Below are 22,622 nucleotides of genomic sequence, written 5' to 3'. Positions count from 1 at the left end.
TTGATCCGGTCGCCCGATGAGCGGCCACTGAGGAAGCTATGAGCAAAACCAACGAATCCCTGCTGCAACGTCGTCAGGCCGCCGTACCGCGCGGTGTAGGCCAGATCCACCCGGTCGTCGCCGAGCGCGCCGAGAACTCCACCGTGTGGGACGTCGAAGGTCGTGAGTACATCGACTTCGCCGGCGGCATTGCCGTTCTGAACACCGGTCACCTGCATCCGAAAGTGGTTGCCGCCGTTCAGGAGCAACTGACCAAGCTGACCCACACCTGCTTCCAGGTGCTGGCGTACGAGCCCTACATCGAGCTGGCCGAAGAGATCGCCAAGCGCGTTCCGGGCAACTTCCCGAAGAAGACCCTGCTGGTCACCTCCGGCTCCGAAGCCGTTGAAAACGCCGTCAAGATCGCCCGTGCCGCCACCGGCCGCGCTGGCGTGATCGCCTTCACCGGCGCCTACCACGGCCGTACCATGATGACCCTGGGCCTGACCGGCAAGGTCGTTCCGTACTCCGCTGGCATGGGCCTGATGCCGGGCGGCATCTTCCGCGCCCTGGCTCCGTGCGAACTGCACGGCGTGAGCGAAGACGAGTCGATCGCCAGCATCGAGCGCATCTTCAAGAACGACGCCCAGCCGCGTGACATTGCTGCCATCATCATCGAGCCGGTTCAGGGCGAAGGTGGCTTCTACGTCAACTCCAAGGCCTTCATGCAGCGCCTGCGCGCCCTGTGCGACGAGCACGGCATCCTGCTGATCGCTGACGAAGTACAGACTGGCGCTGGGCGTACCGGCACCTTCTTCGCCACCGAGCAACTGGGCATCGTTCCGGACCTGACCACCTTCGCCAAGTCCGTTGGCGGTGGTTTCCCGATCTCCGGTGTTTCCGGCAAAGCCGAAATCATGGACGCCATCGCTCCCGGCGGCCTGGGCGGCACCTACGCCGGTAGCCCGATCGCTTGCGCCGCGGCCCTGGCCGTGCTGAAAGTGTTCGACGAAGAGAAGCTGCTGGAGCGTTCGCAAGCCGTTGGCGAGAGCCTGAAGGCTGGTCTGCGCGACATCCAGGCCAAGCACAAGGTCATCGGCGACGTTCGCGGCCTGGGTTCGATGATCGCCATCGAGCTGTTCGAAGGCGGTGATCACAACAAGCCGGCCGCTGAACTGGTCAGCAAGATCGTGGTTCGTGCCCGTGAGAAAGGTCTGATCCTGCTCTCCTGCGGTACCTACTACAACGTGATCCGCTTCCTGATGCCCGTCACCATCCCTGACGCGCAGCTGGAAAAAGGCCTGGCCATCCTGGCCGAGTGCTTCGACGAACTGGCCTGAGCCTTCCCGCTCTAACGGTTCAAAAGAAGGCCCGCGCAAGCGGGCCTTTTTTATGGGTGCTCTTTCTGTGTTTGTTTGTGTGAATTGTCCGCCGAAGTTGATGGCGCGCATGGGAAAGCTCGTGGGCTTTGGACTACGCTGCGCAGTATCCGAAGGCCGTTGGCCGGCGGCATCCGAAGGACCGGGCACGCGGCAGGGAAGGCTCAGGATCGGTTGTTTCCGCCCGCGACGGCATCTGTCCCGAACGAGGTGCGATCCATGAGCGTTTCTCCCGGCGTGCTGGTCGCTGCCAGCGACCCCTGGAGCCGCGAGCTGCTCGGCCAGCTGGTGCTGAGCGTGCGCTGCGACGCGACCGTCGAGTTCTGCGAGGACGGTGATACGGCCATCGAGGCCTGTCGCCGGCATCCCTTCGCCCTGATCCTGGCCGAGCGCGAGCTGCCCGGCAGCGACGGCCTGGAACTGCTGCGCCACGTGCGCATGCGCCGCCGCGGGCCGGTTGCCCAGCCCTTCATCCTGATCAGCTCCAAGGCCGATGCCGCCAGCGTGCGCGCTGCCTTGCCGCTGGCGCCTACGGCCTATCTGGTCAAGCCCTTCAATGCCGAGAACCTGCGCGAACGCCTGCGTTCGCTGCTGCTGGCGCCGGGGGAAAACGTCGTCTGCGAGCTGCCGACCCTGGAGCAGAGCCTGTCGCTGGAGCGCTTCCTGCAGACCGAGCGCGACGCCACTGAAGGTGCGCCGCTGATGGGCGAGGTCGGTGCAGCGGTGAATCGCTGCATGGAGGCCAGCGACATCAACCTGGAGATGCTCGAACAGGAGTTCGGCCACGATCCACAGATCACCGCCTGCCTGATCTCCGCCGCCAACAGTGCCGCGCGGCACGTCGGCATGCCCTGCCAGACGCTGATGCAGGCGCTGTCGCGCCTGGGCGTGGCGCAGGCGCTGAACCTGATGCTGGCCGTGGCGCTGCAGCGCGCCGCGACGCTCGATGACCCGCTGCTCAAGGAGCGAGCCGAGCGCTTCTGGGAGCTTTCCCGGCATACCGCCGACGCCGCCTTCGCACTGGCCGAGTCCCTCGGCGCCGATGCCGATCGCTGCTTTACCGCCGGGTTATTGCACTGCCTGGGCGATCTGGCACTGCTGCGCAGCCTGCAGGACTGGCACAGCGCGGGTGGTGAACTGGGCAAGGCGGACGTGGACAAGGCCCTGAAGGAGCATGGTGCGAGCTTCGGCTCTGCCTTGCGCACCCGCTGGCGCCTGCCCCTGGAGCTGCGCAACCTGATCGCCGCCGCCTACGCCATCGACAATGGCGTGTTCAGTCGTGAGGCGTTGATCGTCAATCTTGCCGCCAGTGCGGCGCGTCTGCCGGAAGAGGAGCTGCCTAGGCTCAAGGACCACAAGGCCGCGCGCATGCTGCAACTGACGCCGGCGCAGCTGGGCTATCTGGGGCGGACCTGAGCGCTCAGGACGAGGTGTAGTAGTACTTCTTCGCCCAGGCGTAGGGGCGTTGCCGCTCGGCGCACCAGGTGGCGAAGTCGCCTTCGGGCTGTGCCGAGTAGGCCTGCCAGTCATCCAGCATCGCCGATAGCTGCACGGCTTCCTTGGCGGGTCGGGCGAACGGGCTGGCGTCCGGCGCCTCGGCGATGAGTTGCGCCACCCGCTCCAGCGCTTCGCGCGCACTGGCCGGCTCACCGATGAAGAAGCCCTCGTCCAGATGGTGCATCGCGTAGTCCGCGGCGCCCAGGGCGAAATCGATCAATCGGTAGCGGACAGCGACATCGTCCGGACCCACCGCCAGCGCCCGGCGCAAGAGATCGCCATCGTTCTGCAGCAGCCCCAGCCAGCGCAGCGGCGCGTGCGCCGTCGGTGCGCTGGCGATCCAGGCTTGCAGAGTCGGGACCAGGAAGCGCGCGAGCAGCGGCTGGGCGAGGAACTGGTGGGCTTCGCGGGTCTGGCTGTGCAGCGTGAGTATCTGCAGGCTCAGTTCGCGGGCTGGCAGAGTGTCGGGGGCAGGGGCGTTGCGCAGGAACCCTTCGAGGGCGGCAAACGCCTGCCGACGCACGCCTCGACTGCGGGCGCGGGCGTAATCCGCGAGCGCCTGCAGGCCGGGCAGGCTCGCCAGTTCATCGGCGAGCCGCTCCAGTCCTTCGAAGTTTTCCTGGTTCCAGTAGTGCATGAACGCGCTGTGCTCAGCGCGTGGCCAGCAGTTCCCGGCCGCGAGCGACGGCAGCGCGGACCTGGTTCGGCGCGGTGCCGCCGATGTGGTCGCGGGCGTTCACCGAGCCTTCCAGGGTCAGCACGGCGAACACGTCGTCGTCGATCTGGTCGCTGAACTGACGCAGCTCGTCCAGGCTCATCTCGGCCAGGTCCTTGCCGCTGTCTACGCCGTACTTCACGGCGTGGCCGACGATCTCGTGGCAATCACGGAACGGCAGGCCACGGCGCACCAGGTAGTCGGCGAGGTCAGTGGCGGTGGAGAAGCCGCGGCGGGCCGCTTCGCGCATGATCTCGCGCTTGGGCTTGATCGCCGGAACCATGTCGGCGAAGGCGCGCAGGCTGTCGCGCAGGGTGTCGGCGGCGTCGAACAGCGGTTCCTTGTCTTCCTGGTTGTCCTTGTTGTAGGCCAGCGGCTGGCCCTTCATCAGGGTCAGCAGGCCGGCGAGGTGGCCGAACACGCGGCCGGACTTGCCACGCACCAGCTCCGGGACGTCCGGGTTCTTCTTCTGCGGCATGATCGAGGAGCCGGTGCAGAAGCGGTCGGGCAGGTCGATGAACTGGAACTGGGCGCTGGTCCAGAGCACCAGCTCTTCGGAGTAGCGCGACAGGTGCATCATCGCGATCGAGGCGGCGGCGCAGAATTCGATGGCGAAGTCACGGTCGGACACGCCGTCCAGCGAGTTGCCGGAGATCGCTTCGAATCCCAGCAGTTCGCAGGTGATGGTCCGGTCGATTGGGTAAGTGGTGCCTGCCAGCGCGGCGCTGCCCAGGGGCATGCGGTTGGCGCGCTTGCGGCAGTCCACCAGGCGCTCGTAGTCGCGGCTGAGCATTTCGAACCAGGCCAGCAGGTGGTGGCCGAAGGTCACCGGCTGCGCGGTCTGCAGGTGGGTGAAGCCGGGCATGATGGTGTCGGCCTCGGCTTCCGCCAGGCCCAGCAGGCCCTGCTGCAGGCGGGTGATCTCGGCGAGGATCAGGTCGATCTCGTCACGCAGCCACAGGCGGATGTCGGTGGCGACCTGGTCGTTGCGCGAACGGCCGGTGTGCAGTTTCTTGCCGGTGACGCCGATGCGGTCGGTCAGACGCGCCTCGATGTTCATGTGCACGTCTTCCAGGTCGACGCGCCAGTCGAAGGTGCCGGCTTCGATCTCGCTCTGGATCTGCTTGAGGCCGTCGATGATGGTGTCGCGCTCGGCGTCGCTCAGCACGCCGACCTTGGCCAGCATGGTGGCGTGGGCCATGGAGCCCATGATGTCGTGGCGATAGAGGCGCTTGTCGAAGTCGACGGAAGCGGTGAAGCGGGCGACAAAGGCATCGACGGGCTCGCTGAAACGGCCGCCCCAGGACTGGTTGGTCTTCTCTACGCTCATGGATCTCTCTCGCTGAAACGGGCAGGCGCGGCGCGCGGCCTGCATGAAGGGCAAAGTGCGACGATAATAGCAGGCTGAAGGACAAAACCGGCGGCGCTTTGGCGGGTTGCGGCGGGGGAGTGGCGGTGAATCGTCGCGGGCCCCGTGCCGATCTTTGCGCTGCCCGACAATTCCTGGCTTTTGGTCGCACGCGGCGCTTGCCGCCGTGCAGGCGCTTACGGAAACTGCGTCGATGCCCAGACTGACGAAGACCGGCGACAAGCCGGCGCCCAACGAAGACTACTTCATTCCCGAACTCTGCCAGCCCGAAGCGCTGTTCAGCCTGGTGCTGCTCGCCGAGTTGCTGGTGCTCGTACTGGTGCTCGCCGAGCCGATGACACCCAGCTTCAACTGGGTGCGCCTGGCCCTGTCCTCGCTGTTCGTGCAGTGGATCGTGTTGCTCTCGGCCGGCCTGTTGTGCCAGCTAAGGCCGTTCATGGCGCGCTGGCCGGCGTGGTTCTCCGGCCTGCTCAGTTGTGCGCTGGTGGTCCTGCTGACGCTGGGCTGCACCTGGGTGGCGGATTATTTCTCCCTTGGCGGCCCCATGAGCCGCACCGGCGAGGTCAATCTCTATCTGCGCCATGCATTGATTGCGCTCATCATGTCCACGCTGTTGCTACGCTATTTCTATCTCCAGAGCCAATGGCGACGGCAGCAGCAGGCTGAGTTGCGGGCGCGGATCGAATCGCTGCAGGCGAGGATCCGTCCGCACTTCCTGTTCAACAGCCTCAACAGCATCGCCAGCCTGATCGAGATTGATCCGGGCAAGGCCGAGCTGGCGGTGCTGAATCTTTCGGACCTTTTTCGCGCCAGCCTGGCCAAACCTGGAACATTAATTTCCTGGGGAGAGGAACTTGAGCTGGCCAGACGCTATCTTTCCATTGAGCAGTTCCGTCTTGGCGACCGGTTGCAGATGGACTGGCAGGTGAGCGGCGTGCCCGACGGCGTGCCGATTCCCCAGCTGACACTGCAGCCGTTGCTCGAGAACTCATTGATTTATGGCATCCAGCCGCGCATCGAAGGCGGTCTGGTGAAAGTTGAGGCGGACTACCGTGACGGTGTGTTCCAGCTCTGCGTGAGCAACCCGTACGACGAATCGACCGAGACGCTGCCCACGAAGGGGACCAAGCAGGCCCTGCAGAATATTGCAGCGCGACTTGCGGCACTTTTCGGGCCAAAAGCTAGTCTCACCGTCGAGCGCCGTGACGGACGGCACTTCACCTGTCTACGCTATCCATGTGCGCGTCTCATGCAGGAAGCCTGAGCTTATGAATGTCCTGATCGTCGATGACGAACCCCTGGCGCGAGAGCGCCTGGCCCGGCTGGTGGGGCAACTGGACGGCTATCGCGTCCTCGAGCCATCCGCCAGCAACGGCGAAGAAGCGCTGACGCTGATCGACAGCCTGAAGCCGGATATCGTCCTGCTGGATATCCGCATGCCCGGCCTGGACGGGCTTCAGGTGGCCGCCAAGCTGTGCGAGCGCGAAGCCCCGCCGGCGGTGATCTTCTGTACCGCCCATGATGAATTCGCCCTGGAGGCGTTCCAGGTCAGTGCGGTCGGCTACCTGGTCAAGCCGGTCCGCAGCGAGGACCTGGCCGACGCCCTGAAGAAAGCCTCGCGGCCCAACCGCGTGCAGCTCGCGGCGCTGACCAAGCCCCCGGCCGCCGGTGGCCCCGGCCCGCGCAGCCACATCAGCGCGCGGACCCGCAAGGGGATCGAGCTGATTCCACTGGAAGACGTGATCTTCTTCATCGCCGACCACAAGTACGTGACCCTGCGCCACGCGGGCGGCGAAGTGCTGCTGGACGAACCGCTGAAGGCGCTGGAGGACGAGTTCGGTGACCGCTTCGTGCGCATCCACCGCAACGCGCTGGTCTCCCGCGAGCGTATCGAGCGCCTGCAGCGCACCCCGCTGGGGCACTTCCAGCTGTACCTGAAAGGACTCAACGGCGACGCGCTGACCGTCAGCCGCCGCCATGTCGCTGGTGTCCGGCGACTCATGCATAACCTGTAGCGACACAGTGCCGCAGCGCCTGAAGCCCGGGGGGCGGCCCCCGGGCTTTTCGTTTGCGTGAGCTGTTATCATGCGGGCACTTTCTTGCACGCTTCCTTTGCCTGGAAATGCCCATGTCTCGCGAAATCCGTATCGCCACGCGCCAGAGCGCCCTGGCACTCTGGCAGGCCGAATACGTCAAGGCCCGCCTGGAACAGGCCCACCCCGGCCTGACCGTGACCCTCCTGCCGATGACCAGCCGCGGCGACAAGCTGCTGGACGCGCCGCTGGCGAAAATCGGCGGCAAGGGCCTGTTCGTCAAGGAACTGGAAACCGCCCTGCTGGACAACGAAGCGGACATCGCCGTGCACTCCATGAAGGACGTGCCGATGGACTTCCCCGAAGGCCTGGGCCTGTACTGCATCTGCGAACGTGAAGACCCGCGCGACGCCTTCGTCTCCAATACCTACGCAAGCCTCGATGACCTGCCCGCCGGTAGCGTGGTCGGCACCTCCAGCCTGCGCCGCCAGGCCCAGCTGCTGGCCAGCCGCCCGGACCTGCAGATCCGCTTCCTGCGCGGCAACGTCAACACCCGCCTGGCCAAACTCGACGCCGGTGAGTACGACGCGATCATCCTCGCTGCCGCCGGCCTGATCCGCCTCGGTTTCGAAGACCGCATCCGTTCCTCGATCAGCGTCGAGGCCAGCCTGCCGGCCGGCGGCCAGGGCGCAGTGGGTATCGAGTGCCGTACCGCCGACGCGGAAATCCACGCCCTGCTGCAATCGCTGCATCACCGCGAGACTGCCCTGCGCGTCACCGCCGAGCGCGCGCTGAACAAGCGCCTCAATGGCGGCTGCCAGGTGCCCATCGCCTGCTACGCGATCCTCGAAGGCGACCAGCTGTGGCTGCGGGGCCTGGTTGGCCAGCCCGACGGCACCGAACTGCTGCGCGCCGAAGCTCGCGCGCCCTTCGCCGACGCCGAAACCCTCGGCGTGAAGGTCGCGGAAGACCTGCTGGGCCAGGGCGCCCAGGAAATCCTCGACGCAGTCTACGGCGAGGCCGGTCACCCGTGAGCCGCTGGCGGCTGCTGCTGACCCGTCCCGAAGAGGATTGCGCGGCGCTCGCCGCTACCCTCGCCGAACACGGCATCCACGGCGACTGCCTGCCCTTGCTGGCGATCACGCCACGCGAAGAGACACCCGTCGAGCGCAGCCTGATCCTTGACCTGGACCGCTACTGCGCGGTTATCGTGGTCAGCAAGCCCGCGGCGCGCCTGGGCCTGGAGCGGCTCGACCGCTACTGGCCGCAGCCGCCGCTGACCCAGCGCTGGTTCACCGTCGGCGCCGCCACGGCGGCTATCCTCGAAGACTACGGTCTGGATGTGGTCTGCCCGCAGGACGGCGACGACAGCGAAGCCCTGCTGGCCCTGCCGGAGTTCGAGCAGGCCCTGCAGGTGCATGATCCGAAGGTGCTGATCATGCGCGGCGAGAGTGGCCGAGAATTCCTCGCCGAGCGCCTGCGCGGCCAAGGCGTGGTGGTCGACTATCTGGAACTCTACCGGCGCGAAATGCCGGCTTACCCTCCGGGCGAACTGCTGCGGCGAATCCAGGGGGAGCGTTTGAACGCCATCGCGGTCAGTAGTGGGCAGGGGCTTGAGCACCTGCGCCAGCTGGCGGCGGCGGATTGGCCGCAAGTCAGTGCCATGCCGTTGTTCGTGCCCAGCCCGCGGGTGGCTGAGCAGGCGCGGGAGATGGGGGCGCTGCAAGTAATCGATTGCCGGGGCGCAAGCCCGGCGGCATTAATGGAAGCGTTGAGAAGCGCCGACTAGAACAATTTCCGAGCGAAGGATGGATCTGTGAGCGAAGCCGTCACTCCCCAAGAGACTTCACCAACATCGTCCAGTCCGGCCATCGCGCCGGCCCCGCGCAAGGGCGGCACGGGCATCGCCCTTCTGGCCCTGCTGGTCGGCGCCGCCGGCCTCGCAGCCGGTGGCTGGGGTGTCTGGCAGGTCCAGCAGCTCAAGGGCGCCGAGCAGCAGCGTGCCGCGCAACTGGAAGATGCCCGCGCCCAGGCGCAGGGCGTACAGAACGCCAACGCGGAGCTGAACAAGCGCCTGGATACCCTGCCCAACCCCGACGAGCTCGAAGCCCGCCGCCGCCTCGTGGTGGAGCTGCAGGGCGACCAGCAGCAGCTGGCCAAGCAGGTCAAGCAGGTCCTGGGGCAGAGTCGCCAGCAGTGGCGCCTGGCTGAGTCCGAGCATCTGTTGCGTCTGGCAGCGCTGCGTCTCTCCGCACTGCAGGACATCGACAGCGCCACCGAACTGGTCCAGGGCGCCGACGACATCCTTCGTGTGAACAATGATCCGGGCGCCTTCGCCGCGCGGGCGCAACTGGCCAAGAGCCTCGAAGCGCTGCGCGCGCTACCGCGTCCGGACCGCACCGGGCTGTTCCTGCAGTTGGGCGCGCTGCGCGACCAGGCTGCGCAACTGCAACCGCTGAACCCCGCTTTCAAGTCGTCCGAGACCGGCATTGGGCCGAACACCGCCTGGAGCGACGGCAACGACCGCTGGAGCGAGTGGTGGGACCGCGTCTCGCAATACGTGCGTATCGACTTCAATGCCGGGCAGGATATCCGCCCGCTGCTCTCCGGGCAGCAGCTCGACCGCGTCCGCCTCGCCCTGAGCCTTGCCCTGGAACAGGCGCAGTGGGCCGCCCTGAACGGCAAGCAGGACGTCTACGAGCAGGCGCTCAAGCAGGCCAAACAGATAGTCGGCGACTTCTTCAACGCCGACCTCGCCGACAGCCGCGCGCTGGTTGCGCGACTGGATGAGCTCAGCGGTCAGGCCGTCACCGTGCAGACGCCGGACCTCGGCCCGGCCCTGAGTTCGCTGCAGGCCTACCTGTCGCGCCGCGAGAATGCGGTGCAGCAGCAGGAGGCGGTGGCGCCGGACGCGGGGACCCAGCCATGAGCCGCGTCTATGTCCTGATCCTCGCCGTGGTCCTGGCGGCCACCCTGGTCGGGCTGGCCATCGCCGAGCAGTCCGGCTACGTGCTGATCGCCTACAAGAGCTTCCGTTACGAATCCAGCCTGTGGACCTTCCTCGCGCTGCTGGTGGTGCTCTGGGTGATCTACCTCGTCGTGCGCCTGGTGTTGCGCCTGCTGGGCGTGTCCGGGCGCGTGGTGAATCCCTGGTCGCGCTTCAACCGTCGCCGTCGCTCGCAACTGGCCGAGGAACACGGCCAGCGTGATCTTGCCGAAGGCCACTGGGCGCAGGCGCTGCGTCACCTGCGTCGCGCCGCCGAGCTGAGCGATCGCCCGCTGCCGCATTACCTGGGCGCCGCCCGCGCGGCCAATGAGCTGGGCAAGACCGAAGAGTGCGACGAACTGCTGGACCGCGCCCAGGAGCGCGAGCCCGGCACCGAGCTGGCGGTGGGGCTGACCCGTGCCCAGCTGCTGATCAACCGCGGCGACTTCACCCGCGCCCGCGTGGTGCTGGACAAGCTGCATCAGGATCACCCGCGTCATCCGACCGTGCTGCGCCTGCTCCAGCAGCTCTACGTCAGCCTCCACGACTGGCAGGCGCTGTGCGTGCTGCTGCCCGAGCTTCGCAAGGAGCGTGTGCTGCAGAACGCCGAGCTGGCGGACCTGGAGCGCCGCACCTGGATGGCCGCGCTGGGCGAGGCGGGCGAGCAGGGCCTCGGCCAGGGCGAAAGCAGCCTGCAGCCGCTGACCCAGCGCTGGCAGAACGTGCCCTCCAACCTTCGCGCGCAGCCGCCGCTGGTGGCCGCCTACGCCGAACAGCTGCTGCGCCTGGGCGCGCCGGAAGAGGCCGAGGACGTGCTGCGCAAGGCGCTCAAGGAAGGCTACGACAGTCGCCTGGTACACCTCTATGGCCGCGCCCGTGGCCGTGATGGTGCGCACCAGCTGAAGACCGCCGAAGGCTGGCTGAAGCAGCATGGCGACGACCCGGAGCTGCTGCTGACCCTCGGCCGCCTGAGCCTGCAGAACAAGCTGTGGGGCAAGGCGCGCGAGTACCTGGAAGCCAGCCTGGCCCGCCAGCGCAGCGCGGAAACCTGCGCCGAACTGGCGCGCCTGCTGGCGCAGCTGGGTGAGGTGGAGCGCAGCAACCAGCTGTTCCAGGAAGGTCTTGGCCTTCTGGCGCCGCCGGTTTCGTTGCCGGTGGCCGTGCGCGCCTGATCGCGTTGCTGGAAGTGAAAACGGCGCCCAAGGGCGCCGTTTTCATGTTCAGGGTTTGCCGTAGCGGATGCGGTAGATCGCGCCGTTCTGGTCATCGCTGACCAGCAGCGAGCCGTCCGGCGCAACCAGCACGTCTGCCGGCCTGCCGTTGACCCCGCCATCCTTGTCGAGCCAGCCTTCGGCGAACACGCTCTGGCGCTTCAGCGTGCCGTCCTCGTTGAGCTCGATCCGCGCCACGCGGTAGCCGATCTTCTGCGTGCGATTCCAGGAGCCGTGCTCGGCGATGAACAGGTTGTTGCGGTACTCGGCGGGGAACTGCTCGCCGGTATAGAAACGCAGCCCCAGTGCGGCCACGTGCGGGCCCAGCCTGGCCACTGGCGGAGTGAAGGCGGAGCAGGGTTTCCTGCCCTCTTCGGGATCGGCGATGTCGCCCTGGTGGCAGTCGGGATAGCCGAAGTCCTCGCCCGTCGTGCTGACCTTGTTCAGTTCGTCATCGGGCTTGTCGTCTCCGAGCATGTCGCGTCCGTTGTCGGTGAACCACAGCTGCTTCGTCTGGGGATGCCAGGTGAAGCCGACCGTGTTGCGGATGCCGTAGGCGACTATTTCCCGCGCGCTGCCGTCGGCGTTCATGCGCTGCAGGTTGGCGTACTGCTCGCGGTCCGGGCGGCAGATGTTGCAGGGGGCGCCGACTGGTACGTAGAGCTTGTCGTCCGGACCGAAGGCGATGAATTTCCAACCGTGCGCCGTCTCCTTCGGAAATTGTGCCGGCAGTTCCTCGGCCTTGGGAGGCGCGTCGAGGTGCGCTTCGATGTCACGCAGCACGACGATGCGGTTGATCGACGACACATACAGGTCGCCCTTGTGGAAGGTCACGCCCACGGGCATCTGCAAACCCTCGCCGATGCTTCTGGCCTTACCGTCGGGCGTCACCGCATAGACCTTGTCGCCGGACCGGCTGCCCACGAACAGCGTACCCTTGTCGCCCCAGGCCATGGCGCGGGCGCCCGGCACCTGGTCGGTGAGCAGGCTGATGTGAAAACCATCTGGGACCCGGATATGGCTGAGATCGATGGCGGCAATGGCCGGTGCTGATGTCAGGGAAAGCAGCGAGCAAAGTAGGAAATGACGACGCATGGCAGGAATTCCCGGATGAGTGCCACGGCCAGTCTAGACACTCGCCTTGAACTGATCGCCGTGTTTCCACTACCGTAGCGGCCTTTCGTGCAACAGCGCTTTTCAGCGGAGCCGCCATGAACCTGGCCAGCCCTCGTTCCCTGTTCTTCCTTGCCTTCCTCGCCTGTGTCGCCTTGCTCGGTACCGGCTTCTACCTGCAGTACGTGGTCGGGCTGGAGCCCTGCCCGCTGTGCATCCTGCAGCGCATCTTCTTCGCCGGCTGCGGTCTGTTCTCGCTGATCGCCGCGCTGCACGGCCGTGCCCCGCGTGTGTACTCGCTGCTGATCCTGCTCAGTGCCCTGGGCGGTGCCGGCACCGCGGGCCGTCAGCTCTGGCTGCAGACCCTGCCGCCGGACCAGCTGCCGTCCTGCCTGCCGCCGCTGGATTTCATGCTCGAGAGCATGCCCTACACGCAGATCCTCTACACCATGTTCCACGGTTCGGCCGACTGCGCCGAAGTCACCTGGACGCTGCTCGGCATGAGCATTGCGGAGTGGAGCCTGCTGGCCTTCATCGGCTTCGCCCTGTTCGCCATCGTGCAGTTCTTCCGCCGCCGCGGCTGAGCGTCGCATCTCAATTTGCCATGGCCTGCGCCTCTTCGGCGCAGGCCAGAGGCGTCGCGGTCTGTCGATTAAACGCTCGTATGAATTTTCCCGTTGCCGGTGTCTTGAAGGCGATAACGGGCGGGCATACTCTGGTTTTCCACTCCGTCGGAAAGCCGCCGCCGAACAAGCTTCATACATCGCGGACGTCGAGAATCGACAGAATATTGTCCCGGGGCGGACCTAGCCGGGACGGCGAAAGGGAAGTGAGGACAACATGCTCGAGAGCTGCCGTAATGCCCAGGAACGTTGGGGAGGCGTACACCAGCTGATCGACCGCTGGTTGCGGGATCGACATGAGTTGGTCCGGGCATTCGATTCCCTGGACGGTGTCCAGGCGCCGAAAACCAACGCCGAAAACCTCCAGAGCTTCTGCCAGCTCCTGCTCGACTACGTGTCGGCGGGACACTTCGAAGTCTACGAACAACTGATGAACGAGGCGCAGGCCTTCGGCGATACGCGCGGCCTGGAACTGGCCAAGCAGATCTACCCGCGGCTGGAAACCATCACCGCCAACGCGCTCAACTTCAACGACCGCTGCGACAACGGCGATTGCCGTGAAGGCACCTGCCTGACCAGCGAACTGAAAAACCTGCGCCAGCAACTGCACGAACGCTTCGAACTGGAAGACTGCCTGATCGAAGTGCTGCACAACTCCCACGAGCAGAAAGCCGTTACGGCCTGAGCGAAGGGACCTCCGACAACGGCGCGAGCGCTTGAAGCACTCGCGCCGTTTTCGTTTGTGGCGGGTTCGTGGCGTTCATGCCGATCGGGGACGGAGCTTCAGGTCACGCAGGAGTGTGACTCTGTCCGCGCTGTTTCGAGCCTCGCACTCTGAGCGCGCAACGCTGAAAAACTCGCGCCGTTCGGCAGCTTGCAGCGGTGCTCTCGCCGTCTTTTTCGCGGGATGAATCGCTGCTGAAAATGGGCCGCAACGGTGACTGCGAGCGGGTGCTCGCAAGAGCATTTCCACAGTGCTGCGACGGTGATTCTCGCGTCGTGCCGACGCGCCTCGAACGACTGCCAGTCCGCCTTCCTCGGTACTGCTGCGTGTTGCGCGAAAGGCTCTGCGACGGGCGTTTTCGGCCAGCTCTGAAAATTTATTTTTCACCCTCAAACGCCCGCGCCACGGGCGTTTGCGCTGCCTGGCCGATTGCGCCAACGGAACCAAGTGCGTGGGCCAGCGTCATTGAGGGAGTGAAAAAACGCGCCTTCGCGCACTGCTGAAAACCCCTGAAGCCAATGCCTGCTGCGGCCTGCAGCACCATAGGGACATTGGCGAGAGGCCATCAGCGGGGCTAGTATGGGCGCAACCACGTCCGCCAGGAGGCACGTCATGTCGGCCAACAAGAAACCCGTCACTACCCCTCTGCACCTGCTGCACCAGTTGTCCAACAGTCTGATCGAACACCTCGAAGGTGCCTGCAAGCAGGCGCTCGTCGATTCCGAAAAGCTGCTCGCCAAGCTCGAGAAACAACGCGGCAAGGCTCAGGAGAAGCTGCACAACGCACGCACCAAGCTGCAGGACGCGACCAAGGCCGGCAAGGCGAAGGCGCAGGCCAAGGCCAAGTCGAGCATCGCTGAGCTCGATGGCGTGCTGGATGTTCTGAAGACCCGCCAGACTGAAACCCGTGCCTACATCGCCAACCTCAAGCGCGATGTGCAGGAGAGCCTCAAGCTCGCCCAGGGCGTGACCAAGGTGAAGGAAGCCGCTGGCAAATCCCTCGCTACCCGCAAGCCGGCTGCCGCCGCTGCCAAACCGGTCGCCAAGGCTGCCGCCAGACCGGCCGCTAAACCCGCTGCCAAACCGGCTGCCAAGCCCGCCGTGAAAGCTGCCGCCAAGCCTGCTGCGAAGCCGGCCGCCAAGGTTGCCGCTGCCAAGCCTGCTGTCGCGAAAGCTGCTGCCAAGCCGGCCGCCAAACCCGCCGCCAAACCGGCTGCCAAGGCTGCCGCCAAACCGGCCGCCAAGCCCGCAGCAAAACCTGCAGCCAAGCCGGCCGCCAAGACTGCTGCCGCCAAGCCCGCCGCTGTCAAGCCCGCCGCTAAACCGGCTGCGAAGCCTGCTGCGAAAGCCGCCGCCAAGCCGGCGGCCAAACCCGCTGCCAAGCCTGCTGCCGCTGCCGCCAAGCCCGCCGCTAAACCGGCTGCGAAGCCTGCTGCGAAAGCCGCTGCCAAACCCGCCGCGAAGCCGGCCGCCAAGCCTGCTGCTGCCAAGCCTGCCGCTGCCGCCAAACCGGCTGCCAAGCCTGCCGCGAAGCCCGCTGCCGCTGCTAAGCCGGCTGCCAAACCCGCCGCTAAACCGGCTGCCAAACCGGCCGTGAAAGCCGCAGCCAAGCCGGCCGCAAAACCGGCCGCCAAGCCTGCAGCCAAACCGGCTGCGGCCAAGCCTGCCGTCGCTGCCAAACCGGCCGCTCCGGCTGCCCCGAGCGCACCGGCTGCCCAGCCGAGCACTCCGGCCGCTACCCCGGTTGCCAGCGCCACTCCGGCACCGGCTGCTCCGGCCAGCAGCAACTCCTCCAGCGCTTCCTAAGGCTCAGGAGAGGCTCGCCGCGGTGCGCAGGGTTTCCCGCGCATCGCGGCGCAAGCCGCCCGCTTTGCCTGCCGCGGCTTCCAGCCAGCGCGCCAGATCCTCCGCTTCACCCCGTGGCCAACCCTGCGCCACCATCTCCAGCCTCCCCAGCAGCACCTGTTCCGCTTCCAGTTCGAGCTGCTTGATTCGCTCGCGCAATGGCTCCAGCTGAGCATCCTGCTTCGCCGATTCCCGCCAGCGCTGACGCAGCGAGCGCAACGGCACAACCACCTCTTCGCGCCATCCCTGCGCCGTGCTTTCCAGCTCGCTCATTCGCGACGCTTCGAAGGCCACTCCAGTGCTGCCCAGCCACGCCGCAGCGAGCAGCAGACAGACGTCCGCGCCGCCTTCCTGCAGGGCCAGGCAAGCCGCCTCAACCCCAGGGCGGGCGTAGAGTTTCAGTGCATACGACCAGACATCATCAGACATAGAGCACCCACAGCGATTGCCAGGCGAAGCTGATAAACTCCGCCGCCATGATTCGACTACAAAATCTTACGCTACAGCGTGGCCCCCAGCGCTTGCTGGAAGGTGCCGAACTCACCCTGCACGCCGGACAGAAAGTCGGCCTGATCGGCGCCAACGGCGCCGGCAAGTCGAGCCTGTTCGCCCTGCTGCGCGGCCAGCTCGGCCAGGACGCCGGCGACTGCTACCTGCCCGCGGACTGGCGCATCGCGCACATGCGCCAGGAGGTCGATACCCTCGACCGCCTCGCCGTCGACTACGTGCTCGACGGCGACGTGCACCTGCGCAAGATCCAGGCGGACCTCGCCGCGGCGGAAGACGCCCACGATGGCACTGCCCTGGCGCGCTTGCACAGCGAGCTGGACAGCGCCGACGGATACACCGCCGACGCCCGCGCGCGCAAGCTGCTGGCCGGCCTGGGCTTTACCTCCGAGCAGATGGACCGCCGTGTCGGCGACTTCTCCGGTGGCTGGCGGATGCGCCTGAACCTGGCGCAGGCGCTGATGTGCCCGTCCGAACTGCTGCTGCTCGACGAGCCCACCAACCACCTCGACCTCGACGCCATTCTCTGGCTGGAAGAGTGGCTCAAGGGCTATCCGGGCACGCTCCTGCTGATCTCCCACGACCGCGACTTCCTCGACGCCGTGGTGGACAACATTGCCCACCTCGAACAGCGCAAGCTGACCCTGTACCGTGGCGGCTACTCGGCCTTCGAGCGTACCCGCGCCGAACGCCTCGCCCAGCAGCAACAGGCGTACGAGAAGCAGCAGGCGCAACGCGCCCACATGGAAAAGTACATTGCCCGCTTCCGCGCCCAGGCCACCAAGGCCCGCCAGGCGCAGAGCCGGATCAAGGCGCTGGAGCGCTTGGAGGAACTGGCGCCGGCCCACGTCGATTCGCCGTTCGACTTTGCCTTCCGCGAGTCCGACAAGATTTCCAGCCCGCTGTTGAATCTCTCCGAAGCTCGCCTGGGTTACGGCGACAAGACCGTGTTGGAAAAGGTCAAGCTGCAACTGGTGCCCGGCGCACGCATCGGCCTTCTCGGCCCCAACGGCGCGGGCAAGTCGACCCTGATCAAGACCCTGTCCGGCGACCTGTCGCTGCTGTCCGGTGAGCTTGCCCGTGGCGAGAACCTCGCCATCGGCTACTTCGCCCAGCACCAGCTCGACTCGCTGGACCCCAAGGCCAGCCCGCTGCTGCACCTGGCGCGCATCGCGCCGGCCGAGCGCGAGCAGACCCTGCGTGACTTCCTCGGGGGCTTCGACTTCCGTGGCGAGCGTTGTGACGAGCCGGTGCTGAATTTCTCCGGTGGCGAGAAGGCACGCCTGGCCCTGGCTCTGATCGCCTGGCAGAAGCCCAACCTGCTGCTGCTCGACGAACCGACCAACCACCTCGACCTGGAAATGCGCCTGGCGCTGACCCTGGCGCTGCAGGAATTCTCCGGCGCCGTGGTGGTGGTGTCGCACGATCGGCACCTGCTCAAGAGCACCACCGACGAGTTCCTGCTGGTGGCCGACGGGCGCATCCAGGAGTTCGATGGCGATCTCGAAGACTACGCCCGCTGGCTGGTGGATTTCCGCGCGCGGCAGGCGCCGTCGTCGCCCGCCGCTCCCGCTGGCGACAAGACTGACAAGCGCGCCCAGCGCCAGGCCGCCGCGGCCCTGCGCCAGCAGCTCGCCCCGCACAAGCGCGAGGCGGACAAGCTGGAGAAGGAGCTGGGCAAGGTCCATGAGCAACTCGCCGAGCTGGAGCAGCGCCTGGGCGACAGCGCGCTCTACGAGTCTTCGCGCAAGGATGAACTGCGCGATCTGCTGGCCCGCCAGGCGACCCTGAAGGGTCGCGAGAGCGAGCTGGAAGAGTCCTGGCTGATGGCCCTGGAAACCCTCGAAGAGCTGCAGCGCCAGCTCGAGGCCAGCGAGTGATGGACGATGTGAACCTGCTGGTGGCGTGGAGCGAACCGCTGCTGCGCGGCGGGCAGATCATCCTCGTCCTGCTGCTGGCGTGGCTGGTGCAGCGCGTGGTGACGCGCGCCGTCAGTCGCCTGGGTGAACGCTACCCGATGCCGCCGGAGCTGCTGCTGCCGCTGCGCGGCGGCCTGCGCTGGCTGATCATGGGCTCGGCGGTAATGCTGGTGCTGGAGCGCCTGGGCGTTTCCGCCGATGTGCTCTGGGCTGCGCTGACCGGCTTCGCCGCCGTTGCGGCGGTGGCCTTCTTCGCCATCTGGAGCGTGCTCTCCAACCTGTTCTGCGCGCTGATGATCTTCACCATGGGCCCGTTCCGCCTGGGCGATCGCGTGGACGTCATCGAGTCCGCCGACAAGCCCGGCGTGAAGGGCCGGGTGATCGCAATCAACCTGCTCTACACCACCCTGGAGGAAGTCGCCGAGGACGGCACCCCTGGCGCGCTGCTGCAAGTGCCGAACAACCTGTTCTTCCAGAAGGCCATCCGCCGCTGGCGCGGCCCGAATTTCCCCACCACCCCCTGACCCCTTGACCCCCAACGGACATCCCCACTATGGAATGGCTCACTAGCCCTGAGATCTGGGTTGCCTTTCTGACCCTGACTGCCCTGGAAATCGTACTGGGCATCGACAACATCATCTTCATCTCGATCCTGGTTGGCCGCCTGCCGCCCGCCCAGCAACCCAAGGCGCGTTTCTTCGGCCTGGCGCTGGCGATGGGCACGCGTATCCTGCTGCTGCTGTCGATCACCTGGGTGATGCGCCTGACGGCCGACCTGTTCACGGTGTTCGACCACGGCATCTCCGGGCGCGACCTGATCCTGTTCTTCGGTGGCCTGTTCCTGCTGTTCAAGAGCACCATGGAAATCTTCCACAGCCTCGAAGGTGCGGAAGAGGGCGGCCAGCAAGGCGGCAAGTCCCGCGGCTTCATGGGCATCATCATCCAGATCGCGATCATCGACATCGTCTTCTCGCTGGACTCGGTGATCACCGCCGTGGGCCTGGTGCAGCACGTACCGGTGATGGTCGCGGCCATCGTCATCTCGGTCGGCGTGATGATGCTGTCGGCCGGCACCATCAGCGCCTTCATCGAGAAGCACCCGTCGCTGAAGATGCTCGCGCTGTCGTTCCTCATCGTGGTCGGCACCGTGCTGATCGCCGAAGCCTTCGAGATCCATGTGCCCAAGGGCTACGTGTACTTCGCCATGGCCTTCTCGCTGGCAGTGGAGGCGATCAACATCCGCCTGCGCGGCGCCCTGGCGCGCAAGCGCGGCGAGGAGCCGGTGAAGCTGCGCAAGGACATCCCGAGCTGATCGGTCTGTCGTGAAACGAAAAAGCCCGGCCCAGTGCCGGGCTTTCTGTTTGGCGCTCCGGCGACGGTCATCCGACCTTCGTCGGCCAGGCTGGGCGAGTCGGCGCGACTGAGGCACACTGGCTCCCCGTAACAAATTATTGCGCCTGCCTGGCGCCGTGAGGTCAGCAATGCTCGCCAGTACCTGGTTCGCCTTCTTCATCGCCTGCTGGGTGATCAGCCTGTCGCCCGGCGCCGGGGCCATTGCCTCGATGTCCTGCGGGCTGCAATACGGCTTCTGGCGTGGTTACTGGAATGCCCTGGGCTTGCAGATCGGCCTGGCGCTGCAGATCGCGATCGTCGCTGCAGGCGTCGGCGCGCTGCTCTCGGCCTCGGCAGTGGCGTTCAGTGCGATCAAGTGGTTCGGCGTGGTGTACCTGGTCTACCTCGCGTACCGCCAGTGGACCGCTGCCCCGCAGGTGATGGCAGCGAGCGGCGAGCGCCCTATCGGCCGGCCGCTGACCCTGGTGCTGCGCGGCTTCCTGGTCAACGCCAGCAACCCCAAGGCGGTGATCTTCATGCTCGCGGTGCTGCCGCAGTTCGTCGACCCGCACCGTCCGATGGCGATCCAGTACGTGATCATGGGCGCCACCATGATCACCGTGGACCTGATCGTCATGGCCGGCTACACCGGCCTGGCCGCGCGCGTACTGCGCGCCCTGCGCTCGCAACGCCAGCAGCGGGTGATGAATCGGACTTTCGCGACCCTCTTCGTGGGCGCCGCCGCACTGCTCGCCACCGTCCGCCGCGCACCGGCCTGAGGGGGATTTCCTGGCTCCGGAGCGCCCTCATGAGCGCTTCGGACGCAACTCTGCGGGACATTTGTCCTTGCATAGACGGAAACCTGAGGTGACAATTTAACCTCTTTCATTCTCATTTACCTTTCCGTATGCGCCCCTCCAAACTTTTCGTCTGGCTGTTGCCGCTGGTCGGTCTCTTCAGCCTTGGAGCTCACGCCGACACGGCTGTCGACCCCTCCCAAGCCCTTCACCTGCTCAGCTATCTCGCTGCCGACTACCCGGCCACCGTCACCGACGGCAAGGTCGTGGACGAGAGCGAATACAAGGAGCAGCTGGAGTTCGTCGGCAATCTGCAGGCGCTGATCGTCACCCTGCCGGCCGCCCCCGAACGCGCCGACCTGGAAAAGGACGCCGCCAGCCTCAAGCAGGCCATCGAGCAGCGCCTCCCCGGCAAGCAGGTCGCCCAGCAGGCCCGTCATCTGGAGGCGCGCGTCGCCGATATCTACCAGGTGGTGCAGACCCCTTCGATCACCCCGGACCCGACCCGCGCCGCCGAGATCTACACCCAGCAGTGCTCGATCTGCCACGGTGACGCTGGCAAGGGCGACGGACCGGCGGGCATCGGCCTGGAGCCGCCGCCGGCCAACCTGACCGACCGCGCGCGCCTCGACCAGCTGAGTCTGTATGACCTGCGCAACGTCATCGGCCTGGGTGTTTCCGGCACCGACATGCCGGCCTTCGCCGACCAGCTCGACGAGCGTCAGCGCTGGGACCTGGCGTCCTATATCGCCGGCCTCAGTGCCGGTCAGGCCAAGGCCGATCCGGCCCACGCCTACCCGCTGGCGACCCTCTCGACCCAGACCCCGGCCGATGTCGCCGAGCGCGATGGCGAGGCGGCGGCCGAGAGCTTCCGTGCCCTGCGTGCCCACCCGCCGCTGGAGCACCGTGGTCCGGCGCAGCAGATCGACTACACCTCCGCGACCCTGGACAAGAGCTTCGCCGTGTACCGCTCCGGCGATCACGATCAGGCTTACGACCTGTCCGTGGCGGCCTACCTGGAAGGCTTCGAGCTGGTGGAAAGCTCGCTGGACAACGTCGACGCCGACCTGCGCAAGGCCACCGAGAAGCAGCTGATGGCCTACCGTCAGGCGCTGCGTGACGGCCTGCCGGAAGCCGAAGTGGCTCAGCAGCTGGCACTGGCCAAGGCCAAGCTGGCGGACGCCGCCAAGGCCCTGAGCGGCGACTCGCTAAGCACCTCTATCAGCTTCGTCTCGGCCCTGCTGATCCTCCTGCGCGAAGGCGTGGAAGCGATCCTGGTGCTGGCCGCGATCCTCGCCTTCCTGCGCAACACCGGGCAGGAGAAGGCCGTGCGCGGCGTCCACATCGGCTGGGGCCTGGCCTTCGTTGCCGGCTTCGCTACCTGGGCAGTCGCCGCCTACGTCATCGACATCGGCGGTGCCCAGCGCGAGCTGATGGAAGGCTTCACCTCGCTGTTCGCCTGCGTGATGGTGCTCTGGCTCGGCGTGTGGATGCACGACCGCCGCCACGCCGCCGCCTGGCAGGACTACATCCGCAGCAGCCTGGTGGGCGGCGGTGGCCGCTTCGGCTTCGCGGTGCTGGCGTTCTTCTCGGTCTACCGCGAGCTGTTCGAGGTCATCCTGTTCTACGAGACCCTCTGGCTGCAGGCCGGCCCGGCCGGTCACAACGCAGTGATCGCTGGTGCGGGCACCGCCGTGGTGATCCTGATCGCCATCGCCTTCGTGATCCTGCGTGGCTCGGCGAAGCTGCCGCTGAAGCTGTTCTTCACCGTCAACGCTGCGCTGCTGTGCGCCCTGTCGGTGGTCTTCGCCGGCCACGGCGTGGTCGCCCTGCAGGAAGCCGGCGTGATCGGTACCCGCCCGGTGCCCTTCTTCGACTTCGACTGGCTCGGCATCAAGGCCGACGCCTACTCGCTGTCGGCCCAGGCCGTGGCACTGGTGGCGGTGGCCGTGCTCTACGGACGCAGCTACTTCTCCGAGCGCCGCAAGGCCGCCGAGATCGCCTCGTCCTGAGGCGATAGCTGAGCGATACACGACGGCCAGTGCGATACTGGCCGTCGTGCTTTCTGGAGATTGGTTTTCCGAATATGCGTATCTGGATCGATGCCGACGCCTGCCCGCGCGCGGCCAAGGAGCTGGTGGCCAAGTTCGCCCTCAAGCGCAAGCTCGAGGTGGTGATGGTCGCCGGCCAGCCCGTGGCCAAGCCGCCGTTCGCCTGCGTCAGCCTGATAGTGGTGCCCAGCGGGATGGACGCCGCCGACGATTACCTGGTGGAGCAGGCCGAGCCCGGCGACCTGGTGATCTGCAGCGACGTGCCGCTGGCCGACCGGCTGGTGAAGAAGGGCGTCGATGCGCTGGACCCGCGTGGCCGCGAGTTCGACGAGAAGAACATGGGCGAGCGCCTGGCCGTGCGCAACCTGTTCACCGACCTGCGCGAACAGGGGCAGGTGGGGGGAGGGCAGGCGCCCTACGGCGACAAGGACCGCCAGGCCTTCGCCAACGGCCTGGACCGGCTGCTGACGCGCCTGCTGCGCGAGGCGGAGAGCCGCAAGGGCTGATCTGGCACAAAACGAAAACGCCCGGCATTGCCGGGC

The 22,622-nt window shown here is 66.5% G+C and carries 21 protein-coding genes; 17 read left to right on the top strand and 4 right to left on the bottom strand.

Going from position 1 to position 22,622, the window contains the following annotated elements:
- The first annotated feature begins 38 nt into the window (after positions 1–38).
- Positions 39–1,319: a 4-aminobutyrate--2-oxoglutarate transaminase gene (gene gabT, locus IB273_RS27970; protein ID WP_045213232.1), complete on the top strand. Its 1,281-nt coding sequence runs from the start codon at positions 39–41 to the stop codon at positions 1,317–1,319.
- Positions 1,320–1,577: 258 nt separating this feature from the next.
- Complete coding sequence (locus IB273_RS27965; RefSeq protein WP_192225531.1) at positions 1,578–2,774, top strand: HDOD domain-containing protein; 1,197 nt, start codon at positions 1,578–1,580, stop codon at positions 2,772–2,774.
- Between the two features lie 4 nt (positions 2,775–2,778).
- Here the strand turns inward: IB273_RS27965 and IB273_RS27960 are convergent, their stop codons facing one another.
- Together IB273_RS27960 and argH are read right to left on the bottom strand one after the other, a co-directional pair.
- A complete protein-coding gene (locus IB273_RS27960; protein WP_192225530.1) occupies positions 2,779–3,492 on the bottom strand; it encodes a hypothetical protein in 714 nt (237 codons plus the stop codon).
- Positions 3,493–3,505: 13 nt separating this feature from the next.
- A complete protein-coding gene (gene argH / locus IB273_RS27955; protein ID WP_081518734.1) occupies positions 3,506–4,900 on the bottom strand; it encodes an argininosuccinate lyase in 1,395 nt (464 codons plus the stop codon).
- Between the two features lie 232 nt (positions 4,901–5,132).
- Here argH and IB273_RS27950 point away from each other — a divergent pair, with 232 nt between their 5' ends.
- The 6 genes from IB273_RS27950 to IB273_RS27925 all read left to right on the top strand — a co-directional run bounded on the left by IB273_RS27950 (position 5,133) and on the right by IB273_RS27925 (position 11,130).
- Positions 5,133–6,203: a sensor histidine kinase gene (locus tag IB273_RS27950; protein WP_081518733.1), complete on the top strand. Its 1,071-nt coding sequence runs from the start codon at positions 5,133–5,135 to the stop codon at positions 6,201–6,203.
- A 4-nt stretch (positions 6,204–6,207) separates the two neighbouring features.
- The gene (gene algR / locus IB273_RS27945; protein WP_017521347.1) at positions 6,208–6,954 is read left to right on the top strand and encodes an alginate biosynthesis regulator AlgR; all 747 of its coding nucleotides are present in this window, start codon (positions 6,208–6,210) and stop codon (positions 6,952–6,954) included.
- Between the two features lie 113 nt (positions 6,955–7,067).
- Positions 7,068–8,006 (top strand): hydroxymethylbilane synthase, encoded by a 939-nt coding sequence (gene hemC / locus IB273_RS27940; RefSeq protein ID WP_192225529.1) that lies wholly within the window; start codon positions 7,068–7,070, stop codon positions 8,004–8,006.
- Positions 8,003–8,761, top strand: a complete 759-nt coding sequence (locus tag IB273_RS27935) for a uroporphyrinogen-III synthase (protein ID WP_192210428.1) — start codon at positions 8,003–8,005, stop codon at positions 8,759–8,761. The genes hemC and IB273_RS27935 overlap by 4 nt, the downstream gene beginning before the upstream one ends.
- A 27-nt stretch (positions 8,762–8,788) precedes the next feature.
- Positions 8,789–9,901, top strand: coding sequence for a uroporphyrinogen-III C-methyltransferase (locus IB273_RS27930; RefSeq protein ID WP_192225528.1), 1,113 nt, complete (start codon positions 8,789–8,791; stop codon positions 9,899–9,901).
- Positions 9,898–11,130, top strand: a complete 1,233-nt coding sequence (locus IB273_RS27925; protein WP_081518729.1) for a heme biosynthesis HemY N-terminal domain-containing protein — start codon at positions 9,898–9,900, stop codon at positions 11,128–11,130. Before IB273_RS27930 ends, IB273_RS27925 begins: the two co-directional genes overlap by 4 nt.
- A gap of 48 nt (positions 11,131–11,178) precedes the next feature.
- Here IB273_RS27925 and IB273_RS27920 read toward each other — a convergent pair whose 3' ends face one another.
- Positions 11,179–12,264 carry a PQQ-dependent sugar dehydrogenase gene (locus tag IB273_RS27920; RefSeq protein ID WP_192225527.1) on the bottom strand — a complete coding sequence of 362 codons (1,086 nt, stop codon included), beginning with the start codon at positions 12,262–12,264 and terminating at the stop codon, positions 11,179–11,181.
- 116 nt (positions 12,265–12,380) lie between these two features.
- Here IB273_RS27920 and IB273_RS27915 point away from each other — a divergent pair, with 116 nt between their 5' ends.
- From IB273_RS27915 to IB273_RS27905, 3 genes are all read left to right on the top strand, one after another.
- Positions 12,381–12,866 (top strand): disulfide bond formation protein B, encoded by a 486-nt coding sequence (locus tag IB273_RS27915; protein ID WP_151189002.1) that lies wholly within the window; start codon positions 12,381–12,383, stop codon positions 12,864–12,866.
- Between the two features lie 256 nt (positions 12,867–13,122).
- Positions 13,123–13,590: an Rsd/AlgQ family anti-sigma factor gene (locus tag IB273_RS27910; protein WP_081518726.1), complete on the top strand. Its 468-nt coding sequence runs from the start codon at positions 13,123–13,125 to the stop codon at positions 13,588–13,590.
- A gap of 651 nt (positions 13,591–14,241) precedes the next feature.
- Entirely contained in the window at positions 14,242–15,435 is a 1,194-nt protein-coding gene (locus tag IB273_RS27905) for an AlgP family protein (protein ID WP_192225526.1), read from the top strand.
- 3 nt (positions 15,436–15,438) lie between these two features.
- On the opposite strand, the gene IB273_RS27900 is transcribed toward IB273_RS27905, so the two are convergent.
- The gene (locus IB273_RS27900) at positions 15,439–15,903 is read right to left on the bottom strand and encodes a TIGR02444 family protein (RefSeq protein WP_192225525.1); all 465 of its coding nucleotides are present in this window, start codon (positions 15,901–15,903) and stop codon (positions 15,439–15,441) included.
- Between the two features lie 47 nt (positions 15,904–15,950).
- On the opposite strand from IB273_RS27900, the gene IB273_RS27895 reads away from it, so the two are divergent.
- From IB273_RS27895 to IB273_RS27870, 6 genes are all read left to right on the top strand, one after another.
- Positions 15,951–17,861 (top strand): ATP-binding cassette domain-containing protein, encoded by a 1,911-nt coding sequence (locus IB273_RS27895; RefSeq protein WP_081518723.1) that lies wholly within the window; start codon positions 15,951–15,953, stop codon positions 17,859–17,861.
- Positions 17,861–18,424 (top strand): mechanosensitive ion channel family protein, encoded by a 564-nt coding sequence (locus IB273_RS27890; RefSeq protein ID WP_192225524.1) that lies wholly within the window; start codon positions 17,861–17,863, stop codon positions 18,422–18,424. The genes IB273_RS27895 and IB273_RS27890 overlap by 1 nt, the downstream gene beginning before the upstream one ends.
- Before the next feature lie 29 nt (positions 18,425–18,453).
- Complete coding sequence (locus tag IB273_RS27885) at positions 18,454–19,212, top strand: TerC family protein (protein ID WP_081519501.1); 759 nt, start codon at positions 18,454–18,456, stop codon at positions 19,210–19,212.
- Positions 19,213–19,381: 169 nt separating this feature from the next.
- Positions 19,382–20,011, top strand: a complete 630-nt coding sequence (locus IB273_RS27880; RefSeq protein WP_054910211.1) for a LysE family transporter — start codon at positions 19,382–19,384, stop codon at positions 20,009–20,011.
- A gap of 128 nt (positions 20,012–20,139) precedes the next feature.
- Positions 20,140–22,041 carry a cytochrome c/FTR1 family iron permease gene (locus tag IB273_RS27875; protein ID WP_151189005.1) on the top strand — a complete coding sequence of 634 codons (1,902 nt, stop codon included), beginning with the start codon at positions 20,140–20,142 and terminating at the stop codon, positions 22,039–22,041.
- 74 nt (positions 22,042–22,115) lie between these two features.
- Positions 22,116–22,586 (top strand): YaiI/YqxD family protein, encoded by a 471-nt coding sequence (locus tag IB273_RS27870; protein WP_081519504.1) that lies wholly within the window; start codon positions 22,116–22,118, stop codon positions 22,584–22,586.
- Positions 22,587–22,622 lie beyond the last annotated feature (36 nt).

This window comes from Pseudomonas sp. PDM19 (assembly GCF_014852215.1).
GTDB lineage: Bacteria > Pseudomonadota > Gammaproteobacteria > Pseudomonadales > Pseudomonadaceae > Pseudomonas.
The sequence above is the reverse complement of the archived record's forward strand: the minus strand, read 5'-3'. Positions and strand labels throughout refer to the sequence as shown.